The organism is Streptomyces toxytricini (assembly GCF_014649915.1).
GTDB lineage: Bacteria > Actinomycetota > Actinomycetes > Streptomycetales > Streptomycetaceae > Streptomyces > Streptomyces toxytricini.
The window spans coordinates 86520-102436 of sequence record NZ_BMTY01000002.1 but is presented as its reverse complement, the minus strand read 5'-3'; the positions used below and the strand labels follow the sequence as shown (position 1 = coordinate 102436).

Annotated in this window: 13 protein-coding genes; 9 read left to right on the top strand and 4 right to left on the bottom strand. The window is 73.1% G+C overall.

Going from position 1 to position 15917, the window contains the following annotated elements:
- Nucleotides 1-17: 17 nt before the first annotated feature.
- A complete protein-coding gene (locus IE170_RS02645) occupies nucleotides 18-1238 on the bottom strand; it encodes a DUF1266 domain-containing protein (protein WP_189807690.1) in 1221 nt (406 codons plus the stop codon).
- A 410-nt stretch (nucleotides 1239-1648) separates the two neighbouring features.
- Here IE170_RS02645 and IE170_RS02640 point away from each other — a divergent pair, with 410 nt between their 5' ends.
- A complete protein-coding gene (locus IE170_RS02640) occupies nucleotides 1649-2803 on the top strand; it encodes an IS701 family transposase (protein ID WP_189807689.1) in 1155 nt (384 codons plus the stop codon).
- A 129-nt stretch (nucleotides 2804-2932) separates the two neighbouring features.
- Here IE170_RS02640 and IE170_RS02635 read toward each other — a convergent pair whose 3' ends face one another.
- Nucleotides 2933-4861, bottom strand: a complete 1929-nt coding sequence (locus tag IE170_RS02635; RefSeq protein ID WP_308428352.1) for a helix-turn-helix domain-containing protein — start codon at nucleotides 4859-4861, stop codon at nucleotides 2933-2935.
- Between the two features lie 289 nt (nucleotides 4862-5150).
- Between IE170_RS02635 and IE170_RS02630 the strand changes: the two genes are divergently transcribed.
- Both IE170_RS02630 and pabB read left to right on the top strand, forming a co-directional pair.
- Nucleotides 5151-5891 carry a methyltransferase domain-containing protein gene (locus IE170_RS02630; RefSeq protein ID WP_189807688.1) on the top strand — a complete coding sequence of 247 codons (741 nt, stop codon included), beginning with the start codon at nucleotides 5151-5153 and terminating at the stop codon, nucleotides 5889-5891.
- 24 nt (nucleotides 5892-5915) lie between these two features.
- Entirely contained in the window at nucleotides 5916-8060 is a 2145-nt protein-coding gene (gene pabB / locus IE170_RS02625; protein WP_189807687.1) for an aminodeoxychorismate synthase component I, read from the top strand.
- Here pabB and IE170_RS02620 read toward each other — a convergent pair.
- Nucleotides 7987-8946, bottom strand: a complete 960-nt coding sequence (locus IE170_RS02620; protein ID WP_229884584.1) for a transaldolase family protein — start codon at nucleotides 8944-8946, stop codon at nucleotides 7987-7989. The genes pabB and IE170_RS02620 overlap by 74 nt on opposite strands.
- A gap of 391 nt (nucleotides 8947-9337) precedes the next feature.
- On the opposite strand from IE170_RS02620, the gene IE170_RS02615 reads away from it, so the two are divergent.
- The 5 genes from IE170_RS02615 to IE170_RS02595 are packed head-to-tail and all read left to right on the top strand — an operon-like array spanning nucleotide 9338 to nucleotide 14250.
- Nucleotides 9338-10507 (top strand): 3-deoxy-7-phosphoheptulonate synthase, encoded by a 1170-nt coding sequence (locus IE170_RS02615; RefSeq protein WP_189807685.1) that lies wholly within the window; start codon nucleotides 9338-9340, stop codon nucleotides 10505-10507.
- A 27-nt stretch (nucleotides 10508-10534) separates the two neighbouring features.
- Nucleotides 10535-11308 carry a 2,3-dihydro-2,3-dihydroxybenzoate dehydrogenase gene (locus IE170_RS02610; RefSeq protein WP_189807684.1) on the top strand — a complete coding sequence of 258 codons (774 nt, stop codon included), beginning with the start codon at nucleotides 10535-10537 and terminating at the stop codon, nucleotides 11306-11308.
- 28 nt (nucleotides 11309-11336) lie between these two features.
- Complete coding sequence (locus IE170_RS02605) at nucleotides 11337-12011, top strand: isochorismatase family protein (RefSeq protein ID WP_189807683.1); 675 nt, start codon at nucleotides 11337-11339, stop codon at nucleotides 12009-12011.
- The gene (locus tag IE170_RS02600) at nucleotides 12008-13891 is read left to right on the top strand and encodes an anthranilate synthase family protein (protein WP_189807682.1); all 1884 of its coding nucleotides are present in this window, start codon (nucleotides 12008-12010) and stop codon (nucleotides 13889-13891) included. Before IE170_RS02605 ends, IE170_RS02600 begins: the two co-directional genes overlap by 4 nt.
- Nucleotides 13888-14250: a hypothetical protein gene (locus IE170_RS02595; RefSeq protein ID WP_189807681.1), complete on the top strand. Its 363-nt coding sequence runs from the start codon at nucleotides 13888-13890 to the stop codon at nucleotides 14248-14250. Before IE170_RS02600 ends, IE170_RS02595 begins: the two co-directional genes overlap by 4 nt.
- A gap of 33 nt (nucleotides 14251-14283) precedes the next feature.
- On the opposite strand, the gene IE170_RS02590 is transcribed toward IE170_RS02595, so the two are convergent.
- Nucleotides 14284-14778, bottom strand: coding sequence for an AtaL-like protein (locus IE170_RS02590; RefSeq protein WP_189807680.1), 495 nt, complete (start codon nucleotides 14776-14778; stop codon nucleotides 14284-14286).
- Nucleotides 14779-14999: 221 nt separating this feature from the next.
- On the opposite strand from IE170_RS02590, the gene IE170_RS02585 reads away from it, so the two are divergent.
- Nucleotides 15000-15701 (top strand): SDR family oxidoreductase, encoded by a 702-nt coding sequence (locus IE170_RS02585; protein ID WP_189807679.1) that lies wholly within the window; start codon nucleotides 15000-15002, stop codon nucleotides 15699-15701.
- The last annotated feature ends 216 nt before the right edge of the window (nucleotides 15702-15917 follow it).

Below are 15917 nucleotides of genomic sequence, written 5' to 3'. Positions count from 1 at the left end.
GAGGCGCCGGACAGACGCTAGTTCCAGGGGATGTTCCGCCAGGGGCTGCCCGGGTCGGTGGTGAGGGCCTCGTGGGTGGCGGCCATGCCGGTGTACCAGTGTCCGTACTCCTCCTCGTCGAACTGGAGGCAGCGGCCGAGGATGAAGCCGGCGGAGAGGTCCTCCCAGGAGCGGTACGCCAGCCGGCACACCCGCCCGGCCCGTACCACGAAGCCCTCGGCCTCCTCGACGGTCCCGAAGCGGGCGCCGACGCCCCAGCGGGCCATCTGGGAGGCGCGGCCGTAGTCCCAGGCCTCGACGGAGCGGACCCAGCGGCCCTCGCCGAGGATCCCGTCGGCGCGGAAGCGCTGCTCGTAGCGGGCGATCCGGCCGATGACGCGCTGCACGCCCGCGACCTCGCCCTCGATCTCCGCCGTGGAGCGGGGCCGGGAGACGGTCACGCCGTCCGCGGTGAGGCGGGGTTCGGAGGCGCGCTCGGCGTTGGCCCGCAGGGTGGCCTCGGTGGCGTGCCGCCAGTGTTCGATGTCGACGGGGCCGGCGAACTCGCGGGCGAGCGCCGTGCGGACGCGCAGCGCGAACTCCCACACCGAGCTCACCATGTCGGCGGCCAGCAGCCGCTCCACCGTGGACAGCCACCCCTCGCGGGTGGTGACCCCCCACCACTCGCGGAGCTTCTCGCGCTCCTTCAGGTAGCCCTCGCCGTGGTAGCCGAGGGCGTTCCAGAACAGCCCGTTGTGGACGGAGAGATGGGCGCCGCAGGCCAGCCCGAACGCGACCGGCCCGTGCAGCGGGCCGCCGACGTGCAGGGCGTGCACCGCGTCCTGCTCCAGGCCGTACCGGTCGGCGCGCTCCCAGTGGCCCTTCCACACCTCGCGGTCGGCGGGCGAGGCCGGGAGGAAGGCCTCGCAGGGCGTGCCGGGGTTCACGGCGAGGTACGGGGGGTCACCGGGGTCGATGCGGTGCGCGAACCAACTGAGGCTGTGGCGGGAGAACACCTGGTCGGGAGTGGGCGGGGGCAGCATGCCGGCGGTGTAGGCGACAAAGCACTGGGAGCGGGCCTGCGGGAACCAGACGGGCTGCATCCACACGGCGCGGGGGTTGGCGTCCTGGAACCGCCGGTCCTGCGGGACGAACAGCTCGGCGCGGGCCAGTGCATCGAAGTAGCCGTTCCAGTCCCCCGCCGCCTTGGCCCCGTACAGCTCTCGTTCTATGACGCTCGGCGCGATCCAGTTGCCCATGTGGCAGAACCCTAACGGCGCATGGCGGGAGGCCGATCCGACGGTCCCGGCGGGCGGCCGGGCCGGTGAGAGGTCCACCCGCGATGGTGGCCGGACCACCGCCGGCGGCTTTCGCGATGGTGGTGTGGGCACCGTTCCGTGCTGTCAGGGGGGTCGTGGGGCGGGCGGGATCGGTGGTCCACCGGCGGTCCGGCGGCGCTCCAGCCGGGGCCCGGCGGTTCCCGAGCAGGCCACGGGCCCGGCGGGCGTTCCGCCGCCCGGTCGGCCGCCCCGTGTGGTCCGTCCGGGGCTGATGACCGGCCGTGCACCGCCGGGCGAATGTGTGTGACGGCTCCACCTGGTTCCCGAACCGCCCCCAGGCGCAGGGTTGAAGCGCTGGAGGAGAAGCCGGGGGAAGGGATGGATCCATCATGAGCGCACCGAGTCTCGAACGACTGGAGACCCTGAGCAGCCGGTTCGTGCCGGATCTGGTCGTGGACGAGCTCTGCGCCGAGTTGTTCGCCTCGCTGCCGCGCAGCGACCAGCGCCGCAAGGGCGAGGTGTACCTGCGCGGCCTGCTCAAGGCCGAGGGCCGCAAGTCGATAAGGAACATCGCCGCGCACGTCGGCGACCGGGCCGCCGAGCAGAGCCTCCACCACTTCGTCGTGTCCTCCACCTGGGACTGGGGCCCGGTCAGGGCCGCGCTCGCCCGGTACCTGGAGCGGGCGCTGCGGCCGCGCGCCTGGGTCGTGCAGCCGGTGGTGATCTCCAAGGCCGGCACGGAGTCGGTCGGGGTGGCCCGCCGCTTCGTGCCCGAGCGGGGCCAGATGGTCAACAGCCAGGTCGCGTTCGGCGTGTGGGCCGTGGGCGAGGAGCAGAGCAGCCCCGTGAACTGGCGGCTGGCGCTGACCGAGCGGTGGCGGGAGAGCGTCGGCCCGCTGTCGCCGAACGTGCACCGCTCGGAGCTGGCGACGAGCCCGCTGGAGTGCGCCACCGGGGCGGTCGAGGAGCTGCGCGACTGGGTCGGGCAGCCCCACCGCCCCGTCGTCTTCGACCTGCCCGACGTCGACCCGGCGGCGGTGGCCCGCCGGTTCGGGCCGGCCGGGCTGCACTTCACGGCGACGGCCCGCGGCTCGATGCGGGTGCGGTGCGCCGACCCGGTGCTCCCCGGCAGCGGCAACCGGGAGCTCGCCGCGCACCAGTTGCTGCTGATGGCGCGGACCCTGCGCCGGCCGGTGACCTGGCTCGACCCGGTGACGCTGCGGCCGCGGACCTCGCTCGTCGTGGGGGTGCGGGTGGAGCTGCCCCAGGTGGCGGAGCCGCTGGTGCTGTTCGGCGAGTGGACCGACCCGCGGGGCTGGCCCGAGCGGTGCTGGATCAGCGACATGACGCAGGCTCCCGCCGGGGCGCTGCTGCGCCTGGCGAAGCGGGCCCAGAACGTCGAGCACGACTTCGCGACGGTCTCGCAGAAGGTCGGCATCACCGACTTCGGCGGCCGCTCCTTCGGAGGCTGGCACCGGCACACCACGCTGGCGTCGGCCGCACACGCGGTCCGCGTCCTCACCGAGCGGGCCGGGGAGCGGTAGTGCCGCCGGACCGGGGCCGGGCGTCCGGCCGTTCCCGTCCCGCGACCCGGGCCACTTCGCGGCCCTCCCGCACGACGGCGACTTCTGGGACCGGCCTCCCCGGCCGCCCCGGCCCCTCCCGCCCCGCGGTCAGCCGATGGTGTGCCGGGGTGCGCTGCGCCGGTTCTGGCGGAGCGCCTGGCGGGTGCGCTGGAGCTGGAGGGCGAGCTGCACCTGGAGGGCCTGGGTCGGCTTCTGCCAGTCCTCGCCGAGGATCTCGGTGATCCGCTCCAGCCGGCGGGAGACGGTGTTGGGGTGGACGTGCAGCGACTCCGCTGCCCGGGAGGGGCTGTTGGCGGAGGCGAAGTAGGCCTCCATGGTGCGGACCAGCTCGGTGTACTGCTGGTCGTCGTAGTCGAGGACGGGCCCGATGGTGTCGGCGATGAACCGGTCTATGTTCGGCTTCTCGGAGAGGAGGACGCCGAGGAAGCCCAGTTCGTCGGGCGAGGCTGTGCTGCCGGCGCCGGTGAGCGCGGCGACGGCGTCGAGGCAGCGCCGCGCCTCCTGGTGGACGTGGACGATGGCCGCCGGGTTCTCGACGGGGCCCGCCGAACCGGCGGTGACGGGTCTGCCGAGCACCTCGGACAGCTCCTTCGAGGCGGTCCGGGCGATGGCGCCGGCCTCGGTGCCGGGCAGGAGCAGCACGACGCTGTCGCCGTCGACGCTCTTGAGCCCCTGGTGGCGGTTGGCGTACGAGGCGGCCCAGGCGGCGACCCGCCCCTGCACGCCGCCCTCGGGCCGGGCGATGACGACGACGTGCGGCTCGTCGAGGTCGAGGGCGAGGCGGCGGCTCTGCTCGGCGATCTGCACCGGGGAGAGGGAGGTGCCGCGCAGCAGGTCCTGGAAGAACTCGTCCCGCATGTGGCCCTCCGCGGCCGCCATGCCCTGCTCCATCAGCAGGACGACGGCGGTCACCTGGGCGGTGAGCGCGAGGAGCTGCACCTGGAGGTAGGTGGCCGGCTCCTCGGAGACGAGGATCAGGGTGCCCAGCATCTCGTCGCCCGCGGCGATGGAGGCGACCCAGACGCCGCCGGCGGTGCTGCGGGGCTGGCGGTCGGTGTGGGCGTCGAGGAGGGCGGTGCGGACCTCCGCCTCGTCCAGTTCGGGGACCGCGCCGACGGGGCAGGCCAGGGTGCGGCCGGCGGCGTCGCGGACGACGAGGGTGCCGTCGAGTCCCTTGACGGCCTCGGCGGCCAGGGTGGAGAGGCCCGCGCCCTGGAGGACGAGGTCGAGGAGGCGGCCGTGGGTCTCGCGGAGCTGGCGGGCGGTGGAGGAGGAGTCGAGGGCGCGGGAGGTGTCCTGCTCCAGCTCGACGACCTCGTACCGGGTCTGCTCCAGCAGCCGCGCCTTTTCGATCGCAACGGTTGCGAGGTCGGCGAGCGAACTCATCAGGGAGACCTCGTCCGGGGTGAAGTGCCGGACGTGGCGATCGGCGACGTACAGCGCGCCGAGGCTGGCGCCGGCGTGCCGCAGCGGGACGGCCATGACCGCGTGCAGCCCCTCCGCCTGGACGACCTCGTCGATGACGGCGCTGTGCGTGAAGCTGGTGTCGTTCATGTAGTCGGCCGACCAGAACGGCGCGGACCCCTCGGCGGCGCGGCGCCCGACGCCGCCCCCGCTCATCGGGATCGCGAAGCCGATGGTGAGGGCGGAGGCGTGCCCGTCGGCGGAGCGGACGCGGGAGACGCCCTCCTCCGGGTCGTCGAAGCTGACCCAGGCCATGTCGAGGCCCAGCAGCAGGCGGGCCCGGCGGGTGATGACCTTCAGCAGCTCGTCGAGGTCGTAGGGGAGGGTGAGGTCGCGGGCGGTGTCGACGAGCGCGGCGAGGCCGGCCTCGCGCTGCTGGCGGCGCACGAAGAGCGCGCGGATGCCGAGGCTCTGGTCCCGGGCCCTGGTCAGCTGGGCGAGGGCGTCCCCGGACAGGCCGGACTCCCGGGCTTTTCGGACCACGTCGTCGAAGGCAGCGGCGGGCGCCTCTCTGTTCAGCAGTTCCAGCATTTCGTAAGCGTGGTCAACCACGACGCTTCCCCCGACCCCCCATAAAGCCGTTGAGGATCGCACCAACGCGGTAACGCAATCCATGGCCAGCCTGAAAGTATCCCTTGTGGCAAGAAGTGGTCAAGAATCGCTCGAGCCCCGCTCCAGGTCAGCGGTGCGGAGGGTGATCGGGCCACCACGCGCCCGGAGTGATGCTGTCATCTGGACACCTTCTGGTCGAGGACCACTCGAGGGCAGGCTGATCACCGGTCGAGCCGGTGGCGTCCCCACCGCTGGGCCGCCAGCCACGCAGCTTCCTCGAGGAGTACGCATGTCCCAGGCGGTACAGGTTTCCCAACTCCAGAGCTACGAGCGGTCGCTGCTTCGCAGCAGGCTGTCCCTGACCAGGGCGGACCGGCCGCGGGTGTTCTCCCTCGGCGGTCGCGAGTGGGACCTCTTCGACGAGGTCTTCGCACCGGTCTACTCGCCGTCCACGAGCGTGGCGCTGGAGCTGCTCGGTCTCAACAGCCCACAGGAGCACGGCCGTTCGGGCTCGTTCCTGGAGATCGGCTGCGGCACCGGGGTGATAGCCGTCACGGCCGCGCTGGCCGGGTGCGAGCGGGTCGTCGCGGCGGACATCAGCCCCGCGGCGGTGGAGAACGCCGCCGTGAACGCCGACCGGCACGGGGTGACCCGCCGGGTCCGGGCCGTGCACAGCGACCTGTTCTCCGGACTGCGCGAGCAGGAACGGTTCGACACGGTCTTCTGGAGCTCCAACTACGTGATGGGCCCGGCGGGTTACGAGTACAAGACGGTCCACGAGCGGGCGTACGTCGACACCGGCTACCAGGCCCACCGCAGGTTCGTCGAGCAGGCGGTGCACTGGACGGCGCCCGGGGGGCGGGTGCTGCTCCACTTCAGCGACCGCGGGGACCTGCCGGCGCTGTACGACATCGCCGACGACTGCGGCCGGGAGCTCGTCACGGTGGCCGGCCGCCGGGTCCGCGAGGGGGAGTACGGAGAAGACATGGTCGAGCACATGCTGATCGAAATCAGGCCAGTCGCGGCTTGATTTGAACTGGGGGGATTTTTCGCCGTGCGTACGCTTCTTGTCGACAATTACGACTCGTTTACGTATAACCTCTTCCACTATCTGGCCGAGGTGAATGGCCGGGAGCCGGAAGTAGTCCGAAATGACGACCCGGACTGGAAGATCGCACAACTGGACGCGTTCGACAACGTCGTGGTGTCACCCGGTCCCGGAACGCCCCGCCGCGCCGCCGACTTCGGCATCTGCACCGAGCTCGTGCACCGCTCCCACCTGCCGCTCCTCGGGATCTGCCTCGGCCACCAGGGCATCGGCCACGTCCACGGCGCGACGGTCGACCGGGCGCCCGAACCCCGCCACGGCCGCACCTCGCCCGTCCTGCACGACGGCACCGGCCTGTTCGCCGGACTGCCCTCCCCGCTGGAGGTGGTCCGCTACCACTCGCTCACGGTGACCGGGCTGCCGGACTCCCTGGAGGCCACCGCCTGGACGCCCGACGGCATCCTGATGGGCCTGCGGCACCGCACCCGGCCGCAGTGGGGCGTGCAGTTCCACCCCGAGTCGATTTGCAGTCAGTACGGGATGCAGCTGCTTGCAAACTTCGCCGGGCTGACCCGCGCTCACCAGGCGGCCCGCGGGCCCGCCCGACGCTCCCCGGCCCGCCGCCCCGCCCGCGCCGCCGCTCCGGCGGCCCCCACCGCCCCGGCGGCCCCGGCCGCAGCGCCGGCCCCCGCCCCGGTGCGCAGGCTGCGGGTCACCGCGCACCGCCTGCCCACCCGCTGGGACCCCGAGACCGTCTACGACCAGCTCTTCCGCGGCAACGACCACGCCTACTGGCTGGACAGCAGCCTGCCCGGCGGCGACCGCGGCCGGTTCTCGGCCATGGGCGACGCCACCGGCCCGCTGGCGCGCACCGCCTCGGCCGACGTGTGGAGCAGGACCGTCACCGTCGGCTCGGCCGGCGGCGGCAGCCGGCTCGTCGCCGCGCCGTTCCTCGAGTGGATCGACAGCGACCTGCGCTCCCTGCACACCGAAGTGCCGGAGCTGCCCTTCGACTTCGCCCTCGGCTGGGTCGGATACCTCGGATACGAGCTGAAGGCCGAGTGCGGCGGCGACCTGGTGCACCGCTCGCCCAACGCCGACGCCACCATGGTCTTCGCCGACCGCGCCGTCGTCTTCGACCACGCCGAGCGCACCACGTACCTGCTGGCCCTCGCCGAGGACGGCGACCCGGCGTCCGCGGCCGCGGCCGAGGAGTGGCAGGCCGCCACCGCCGCCCGCCTCGCCCGGCTCGCCGGCTACAAGCTGCCGGCGCCCCGCCCGCAGGAGGGCGGGGGCGAGATCCGGCTGCGCCACGACCGCGGCTCCTACCTGCACCTGATCGACCGCTGCCTGGAGGAGATCGCGGCCGGCGAGAGCTACGAGGTCTGCCTCACCAACATGGCCGAGGCCGACACCTCCCTCGACCCGTGGACGGCGTACCGCACGCTGCGCCGCACCAGCCCGGCGCCCTTCGCCGCGCTCCTGCAGTTCGGCGGGCTCTCGGTCCTCAGCACCTCGCCGGAGCGCTTCCTGCGGGTCGGCCCCGACGGCCTGATCGAGTCCTCGCCGATCAAGGGCACCCGGCCGCGCGGCGCCACTCCGCAGGAGGAGGCCGCCCTCATCGCCGACCTCCTCGGCGACGAGAAGGACCGCTCGGAGAACCTGATGATCGTCGACCTGGTCCGCAACGACCTCGGCCGCTGCGCCGTCCCGGGCACCGTCGAGGCCGAGGAGCTCTTCCGCGTCGAGAGCTACGCCACCGTCCACCAGCTGGTGAGCACCGTACGGGCGCGGCTGCGCCCCGGGCTGACCGCCGTGGACTGCGTGCGCGCCGCCTTCCCGGGCGGATCGATGACCGGAGCCCCGAAGATCCGCACCATGCAGATCATCGACCGGCTGGAGGCCGGCCCGCGCGGGGTGTACTCCGGGGCCATCGGCTACTTCTCGCTCACCGGGGCCGCGGACCTCAGCATCGTCATCCGCACCGCCACCGTCACCGCCGACAAGGTGTCCTACGGGGTCGGGGGCGCGGTCGTCGCCCTGTCCGACCCGGACGCCGAGTACGAGGAGACCGCCGTCAAGGCTGCTCCGCTGCTGGCGCTGACGAGGACCCGCTTCCCGGAGAGGCAGCCGGCACGGATCCCCTCCTGACCGGCCGGCCGTGCCGGAGGCGGTGCTGCTCCGCCGCCTCCAGCACGGCCGCCACCTCCGGGGCGCTGACCCCCAGCCGCTCCAGGGCGCGCAGGGCGCACGCGGCCTCGGCGTCCGCGTTCAGCAGCGTGTCACCGGTGAGCGCCGGCGCGAGGGCGGCGGCCTCCAGCGTCTCCACGGACAGCGCGAGCGCCGTGTTCCACCCGACGAGCGCGCCCACGCCGCCGTCCGCACCGGGCCCCCACAGCAGCCGCGGCTGGAGGGCCCCGTTGGCGCGCAGTACGCGCCACCAGTCGCCCGACAGCCGCTCCTCGCGCACCCGGTACATGCGGCGCGCGACCGCGAGGCCGGCGGCGCCGCGCACCTCGGCGTCGGCCGGTACGCCCAGGGCGTCCAGCCTGGCCGCCACCTCGCGGTCGAAGCGGCCCACGGGGAACGACACGACCAGCGGCGCGGCGGCGAGCGGCCGGCCCGCGGCCAGGGCCCGCTCCAGGCCGGCCACGTAGGCGTCGAGCACCTCCGCGCACCGCCGGCCGGAGAAGACGAGCGAGGCGTGCACGCCGATGCCCTCCGCCAGCAGGTCGGCCAGCGCCCGGATCCCGTCCGGGTTCGCGGGCAGGCGCACCACCGCGTTGCGGCGGCCGACCCTCCCGTGCACCGCGCGGGCGGTCGCGACCAGTGCGGTCGCACCGCCGGCCCGGCGGTCCGGCACGGGCAGGGAGACGAGGCCGGCGGTGCCGCCGCTGTCCTCGAACACCGGCAGCAGGGCGTCACAGGCGCGCGCGGCCTGCGCGGGCGACGTGCCCGCGGGCGCGCAGGCGTTGTGGAAGTGGCCGCCCAGTACCGGATCCCCGATGCCGGTGTCGAACTCCGCGGGGTCCTGCACGCTCAACCACGGCGAGACCCCCTCGGACACCAGTTGCCTCAGCAGTGCCCCAGCTCCTTGACTAACCACGCACAGCACCCTAGGGCGCCGCCCGCATCCGCCGGAAACCGTCCGGTGAGGGTGTGTCAAGTACCCCCGGAATCCCGTCGTTTTCCGGCCTTTTTCAACGGCCGTCGCGAAGGGCGGGCGCGGACTTTAAGGTATTTCCGGACGTGCCGCGTTTTTCCGTCCGCCAATGCGTCAGGTTTATTTCGGATTACCTCTTTCGACCTGACCGAAATCCACTCCACTTGACGGAGTGCGGAATGTCTGGTGGTTCACCGGATTCACCGTTCCAGAGACTTCTCGATGCATCTGATGTCACGGCAGGTACAGCACTGGGAGGTGCCGCATGCACGGTGTTGCACGCTGGAAATCATTGCCCGCGGGCCAGCAGCCCGTATGGCCGGACGAAGAGGCCCTGGAGAGCGCCAGGGCCGAGCTCGCGGGCTCGCCCGCGCTGGTACGCCGTGAGGACGTCGACGCCCTGCGCACCCTGCTCGCCGCGGCGGCCGCGGGCGAGCTGCAGATCGTGCAGGGCGGTGACTGCGCCGAGGACCCCGCCGAGTGCACCCCCGGCTACGTGGCCCGCAAGGCGGCGCTCCTGGACGTGCTGGCCGGCGTGATGAAGGCCCGCTCGCTGAAGCCCGTCATACGCGTCGGCCGGCTCGCCGGCCAGTTCGGCAAGCCGCGCTCCAATCCCACCGAGACCGTCGCGGGCGTCGAGCTGCCGGTGTACCGCGGGCACATGGTCAACAGCCCGGAGCCCGACCCGGACCTGCGCCGGCCCGACCCGCAGCGGCTGGTCGCGGGCTACCGGGCGGCGGCCGGCGCCATGGCCGTCCTCGGCTGGCACGGCACGGCCCGCCCGTCCGCGGCCGAGGCCCCGGTGTGGACCAGCCACGAGGCCCTGCTGCTCGACTACGAGGGCCCGATGGTCCGCACCCAGGACGACGGCTCGCAGCTGCTGACCTCCACCCACTGGCCGTGGATGGGCGAGCGGACCCGCGAACTGGACGGCGCGCACGTCGCGTTCTTCGCGTCCATCTCCAACCCGGTCGCGACGAAGGTCGGACCCGGCATGGAGCCCGAGGCGCTGGTGGAGCTCTGCGGGAGGCTCGACCCGGGGCGGGAGCCGGGCCGGCTCACGCTGATCTCCCGGATGGGCCAGGGCAAGGCGGCCGAGAGGCTGCCGGCGCTGGTGCGCGCCGTCCGCGCCGCGGGCCACCCCGTGCTGTGGATGTGCGACCCGATGCACGGCAACACCGTCAGCGCGCCCGGCGGTGTCAAGACCCGTTTCGTCGAAACCGTGGTGCGCGAGGTCGAGGAATTCCAGAAGGCCGTGGTGGAAAACGGCGGAGTCGCGGCCGGACTCCACCTGGAGACGACCCCCGACCAGGTGCACGAATGCGTCACCGATGAATACCACGTGGACGAGCTGGGAGAGAAGTACACCTCGTTCTGCGACCCGCGCCTCAATTCCGACCAGGCCGTCGAGGTCGTCTCGGCCTGGCGCGGCTGAGGCCACGAAAAAGGGGGTTTCTCCATCATGGAAGGAAAGATCGCTCTCGTCACAGGGGCGGCCGGCGGCATAGGCGAGGCCATCGTCCGCGCCCTGGCCTCCCGGGACGTGCGGGTGGTGGCGGTCGACCGGGACGCCGACCGGCTGCGGAAGGTGGCGAAGGCCGTCGAGGAGGACACCGGCGGCCGCGTCGAGCCGTTCCCCGCGGACGTCACCGCCAGCGCCGACGTCGAGGCCCTCGTCGACGACGTCGAGACGCTGGTGGGCCCGCTCGACTTCCTCGTCAACGCCGCCGGCGTGCTCCGGCTCGCCGAGGCGCGCAAGCTGACCGACCAGGAGTGGAGCACGACGTTCGCGGTCAACACCACGGGGGTCTTCTTCGTCTCCCGGGCCGTCGTCAACCGGATGGTGCCGCGCCGCCGGGGCGCCATCGTCACCATCGCCTCCAACGCGGCGGGCACCGCCCGCACCGAGATGTCCGCCTACGCCGCCTCCAAGGCGGCCGCGACCATGTTCACCAAGTGCCTGGGCCTGGAGGTCGCCAAGTACGGGATCCGCGCGAACCTGGTCGCCCCCGGCTCCACGGACACCCCGATGCTCAACTCGATGTGGCAGGACGAGAGCAGCGCGCGGGCCTCCATCGACGGGGTTCCGGACGCGTACCGCGTCGGCATCCCGCTGGGGAAGCTGGCGCGCCCCGAGGACGTCGCCGAGGCGGTCGTCTTCCTGCTCTCCGACAAGGCGTCCCACATCACCATGCACGACCTCACCGTGGACGGCGGTGCGGCGCTCGGTGTCTGAGACAACCGTGAACGAGAGGGAAACCCGCATGGCAGGGATACCTGCGATCAGCCCCTACCCGATGCCGGCGGCGGCCGACCTGCCGGCCTCCGCCGTCGACTGGGAGGTCGACCCCGACCGCGCCGTCCTGCTGGTGCACGACCTCCAGAAGTACTTCCTGGCCGCGTTCCCGCAGGGCGAGCAGCCCGTCGTGGACCTGGCCGCCAACGCGGGGGAGCTGCGCGCCCGCGCCGCCGACCTCGGCATCCCCGTCGCCTACACCGCCCAGCCGGGCGGCATGACGCCCGAGGAGCGCGGCCTGCTGAAGGACTTCTGGGGTCCGGGAATGCGGCCGAGCGAGGACCACCGCCGGGTCGTCGACCCGGTGGCTCCCGCCGAGGGCGACTGGATGCTCACCAAGTGGCGCTACAGCGCCTTCTTCAAGACCGACCTGCTGGAGCGGATGCGGGCGTCGGGCCGCGACCAGCTGATCATCTGCGGGGTGTACGCCCACGTCGGCGTGCTGATGACCGCCGTCGACGCGTTCACCAACGACATCCAGCCCTTCCTCGTCGCCGACGCCGTCGCCGACTTCTCCTGGGAGGAGCACCGGATGGCCCTGGAGTACGCCGCCGGCCGCTGCGCCCGCCTCACCACGACCAAGGAGCTGCTGACGGCCCTCCCCGACCGGGTGGCCGCGTACGCCGGAAGGGAAACCGCATGACCGAGGACCTGCTGGACCGGATCCTGGTGCCCCGGCCGCCGGCCTTCGCGCTGGTCCACCGCCCCGAGACCACCGTCGGCCGCACCCTCGACCTGTTCACGGGGGAGTTCACCGAGGCCGCGGCCCTCGCCGACATCCCCCTCGGGGACGTCGCGGAGGGCGCCGGCGCCCGCCAGGACGTCCTCGCCCTGGTCCCCTACCGCCAGCTCGCCGAGCGCGGCTTCGAGGCGCCCGACGACGGCACCCCGCTGCTCGCCATGGCGATCGCCGAGCAGGCGCAGGTGCCGCTCTCCGACGTCCTGGAGCGCATCCCGGACGATCCGGTGCAGCTGGTGCCGGGCGGCGACTTCGACATCGACGACGACACCTATGCCGAAACGGTTCGCCGCGTCATCCGGCACGAGATCGGCACCGGCGAGGGCGCGAACTTCGTGATGAAGCGCTCCTTCGTCGCCGACATCGGCGACTACTCCGTCTCCGCCGCCCTGCGGATCTTCCGCCGGCTGCTGGAGCGCGAGACCGGCGCGTACTGGACGTTCATCGTCCACACCGGCGAACGCACGCTCATCGGTGCCTCCCCCGAGCGCCACGTCAGCGTCAGCGGCGGCCGCGCGGTGATGAACCCGATCAGCGGCACCTACCGGTTCCCGGCCTCCGGCCCGGAGCTGCCCGGCGTCATGGACTTCCTCGCCGACCGCAAGGAGGCCGACGAGCTGTACATGGTCGTCGACGAGGAACTGAAGATGATGGCCCGGATCTGCGAGTCCGGCGGCCGGGTCGTCGGCCCCTACCTCAAGGAGATGGCCCGCCTCGCACACACCGAGTACTTCATCGAGGGCCGCACCGACCGGGACCCCCGCGAGATCCTGCACGAGACGCTGTTCGCCCCGACGGTCACCGGCTCCCCGCTGGAGAGCGCGGGCCGCGTCATCAAGCGGTACGAGCCGCAGGGCCGCGGCTACTACAGCGGCGTCCTCGCCCTCATCGGGCAGGACGAGCGCAGCGAGCGGACCCTGGACTCGGCGATCCTCATCCGCACCGCCGACGTCGACGCGGCGGGCCGGATGAGCATCGGCGTCGGCGCGACCCTCGTGCGCCACTCGGACCCCCTGTCCGAGGTCGCCGAGACCCGCGCCAAGGCGTCCGGCCTGCTCGCCGTGTTCGAGCAGCCGGGACCGCGCCGCTTCGGCGACCACCCGGAGGTCCGGGAGGCCCTGAGCCGGCGCAACGCGACCATCGCCGGCTTCTGGCTGGACGACGACTCCGCCCGGGCCCGGCCGGTGCCGCTGCTGGTGGGCCGCAAGGTCCTCGTGGTCGACGCGGAGGACACCTTCACCGCGATGATCGAGCACCAGCTGCGCGCGATGGAGGCCGACGTCACGGTCACCCGCTTCGACGAGCCGTACAGCTTCGCCCCGTACGACCTCGTCGTGATGGGCCCCGGGCCCGGCGACCCGCGCGACGCGCACCACCCGAAGATCGCGCACCTGCGGGCCGCGGTCGACACGCTCCTCGCGGAGCACCGGCCGTTCCTCGCGGTCTGCCTGAGCCACCAGGTGCTCAGCACCCGCCTCGGCTTCCCGCTGCGGCGCCGCGAGCAGCCCAACCAGGGCGTGCAGCGGGAGATCGAGCTGTTCGGGCGGCGCGAACGCGTCGGCTTCTACAACACCTTCGCCGCGCAGAGCGCAGCCGACGCCGTCGAGGTGCCCGGCATCGGCACGGTCGAGGTGTGCCGGGAGGCGGAGACCGGCGAGGTGCACGCGCTGCGCGGGCCCGGCTTCCGCTCGATGCAGTTCCACGCCGAGTCGGTGCTCACCGAGGACGGCGTCCGCATCGTCGCCGACGCCCTGTCCGGACTGCTCAGCGAGCAGCTCGTATGAGGGCGACCGTCGCCTGGTGGGACCTGGCCGGGTCCGGGCACAGCATCGCCTCGCTGCGGGAGTACCTGCGCGACGAGGCGGTCGACCGGTTCGCCGGGGTCGAGGGGCTGCGGCTGAAGTTCTGGATCGCCGACCCGGCGACGGAGCGCTGGGGCGCGGTGATGCTGTGGGAGTCCGCGGAGGCGGCGGCCCGGCCGCTGGCCCCGCGGGCCGCCGAGCTGATCGGGCGCACCCCGGTGCAGTACACCGTCTTCGACGTGGAGGCGGTGGTCGAGGGCGTGCACACGCTGCCCGCGCTGCCCGGCCCCGGCCTGCTCCGGCAGGCCGCGGAGGCCGCCGCCCCGGCGGGCCGGGACTGAGCCGCCGCCGGCACGGCGTACGCGTGCGGCCCCTCACGGCCCGTCCGGGCCGTGGGGGGCCGCCTTCGCGCGCATCATGACCCGGTTGAGGCCCTCCGTCATGGCGTCCAGGGTGGCGTGGAAGTCGGCGTCCAGGTCCCGCAGATAGGTGTTCTGGGCGAGCACCGCCGCCACCGGGCGCTCGGTCAGGGTGATGCTCAGCGTCAGGGTGAGGCGGCCGTCGGCGTCCTCGCCGATCTCGTTGCGTATCTCCGCGATGTCGGTGTCGTCCAGGTGCCGGTAGGTAATGCGGCCGGCGCTCTCCTGGGGGATGACCCGCTGCAGGAACGTCGCGTTCCCGCGCCGGATTTCCCGTAGGAATCCATCGGGGTAGCGCTCGTTGATCCGGCATTGCGTAATGGCGGGAACATATCCGGTGGGAAACTCCGCCTTGTGCAGCAGAGCCTGCCAGAGGCTCTCCCGCGTGGGGCCCGAAGACCCGTCCTGACCTGCGCAGACAACCGGTCGAGTCCATGAAAGCGTCAGCATTGGTCTCCCTTTTCCGCCGGTGGCCCGGCGTGCAGCATCGACCGCCCGGCCGGAGCTGTCAAAGACGGTCGGGGGATTACGTCACCTGCTCCCGGAACCTGACGAAGTGAACCGGCCGGACTGCCCAGGAGACCCCGCCGCCTTGCAGGGTGACGGTCGGTCGGCGGCGTTCGCCCGAGCGCCTTCCCGAGAATCCGACGCGGAGAATCAGGAGCACGCTGATGTCTGAACGCTTCGACGGCAAGGTCGTCCTCGTCACCGGCGGGGGCGAGGGAATCGGCCGTGCCGCGGCGCTCGCCTTCGCCCGGCTCGGCGGACTCGTGGTGGTGGCCGGCCGCCACCCCGAGACCCTGGAGGGAACGGTCAAGCTGATCCGCGACGCCGGCGGCCTCGCCGACTGCGTCGTCGCCGACGTCTCCGACGCCACCGCCGGGTTCGGGGCGGGCGCTGCCCACGCCGTCGCCGAGACGGTCCGCCGCCACGGCGGACTGCACGTCGCCTTCAACAACACCACGGAACTGGGCCCCGCCCAGCCGGTCGCCGACATCGACGAAGCCGCCTGGGCGCAGAACCTGACCGCGAACCTGACCGGCGTGTGGCTGTCGATGAAGCACGAGATCGCCCACATGGAGGGCGCCGGCGGCGGCGTCATCGTCAACACCGCCAGCAACATCGGCGCCCAGGGCATGCTGCCCGGGCTCGGCGCGTACGCGGCCTCCACGGCCGCCGTCAGCGCCGTCACGCGGACCGCCGCCCGCGAGTACGCCTCCCGGGGCGTCCGCATCAACGCCATCAGCCCCTGCCCGCTCGGCCGGGGCGCCAGCGTCGAGGAGATCGCCGACACCGTCGTCTGGCTCTGCTCCGACGCCGCCGCGTACATCGTCGGGCACGACCTGGTGCTCGACCGCAAGACCGGCGAGTGACCGGCGAGCGACGCGACCGGCCGGACCGGCACACCCCCGCACCGGCCGAGCAGAGGAGCCCTGAGGAAGCGGTGAGCAGCCCCCGACCCCGATCCACCCCGACCACCCCCGCGGCCCCCGGCGGCGGCGCCCCCGGAAACCGTCCCGCCCACCGCCGTGCGGGCGACCCGGGCTGGTCCCGCCCCGCCGGCCGGACCCCGTTCCGCGCCGGCCGCG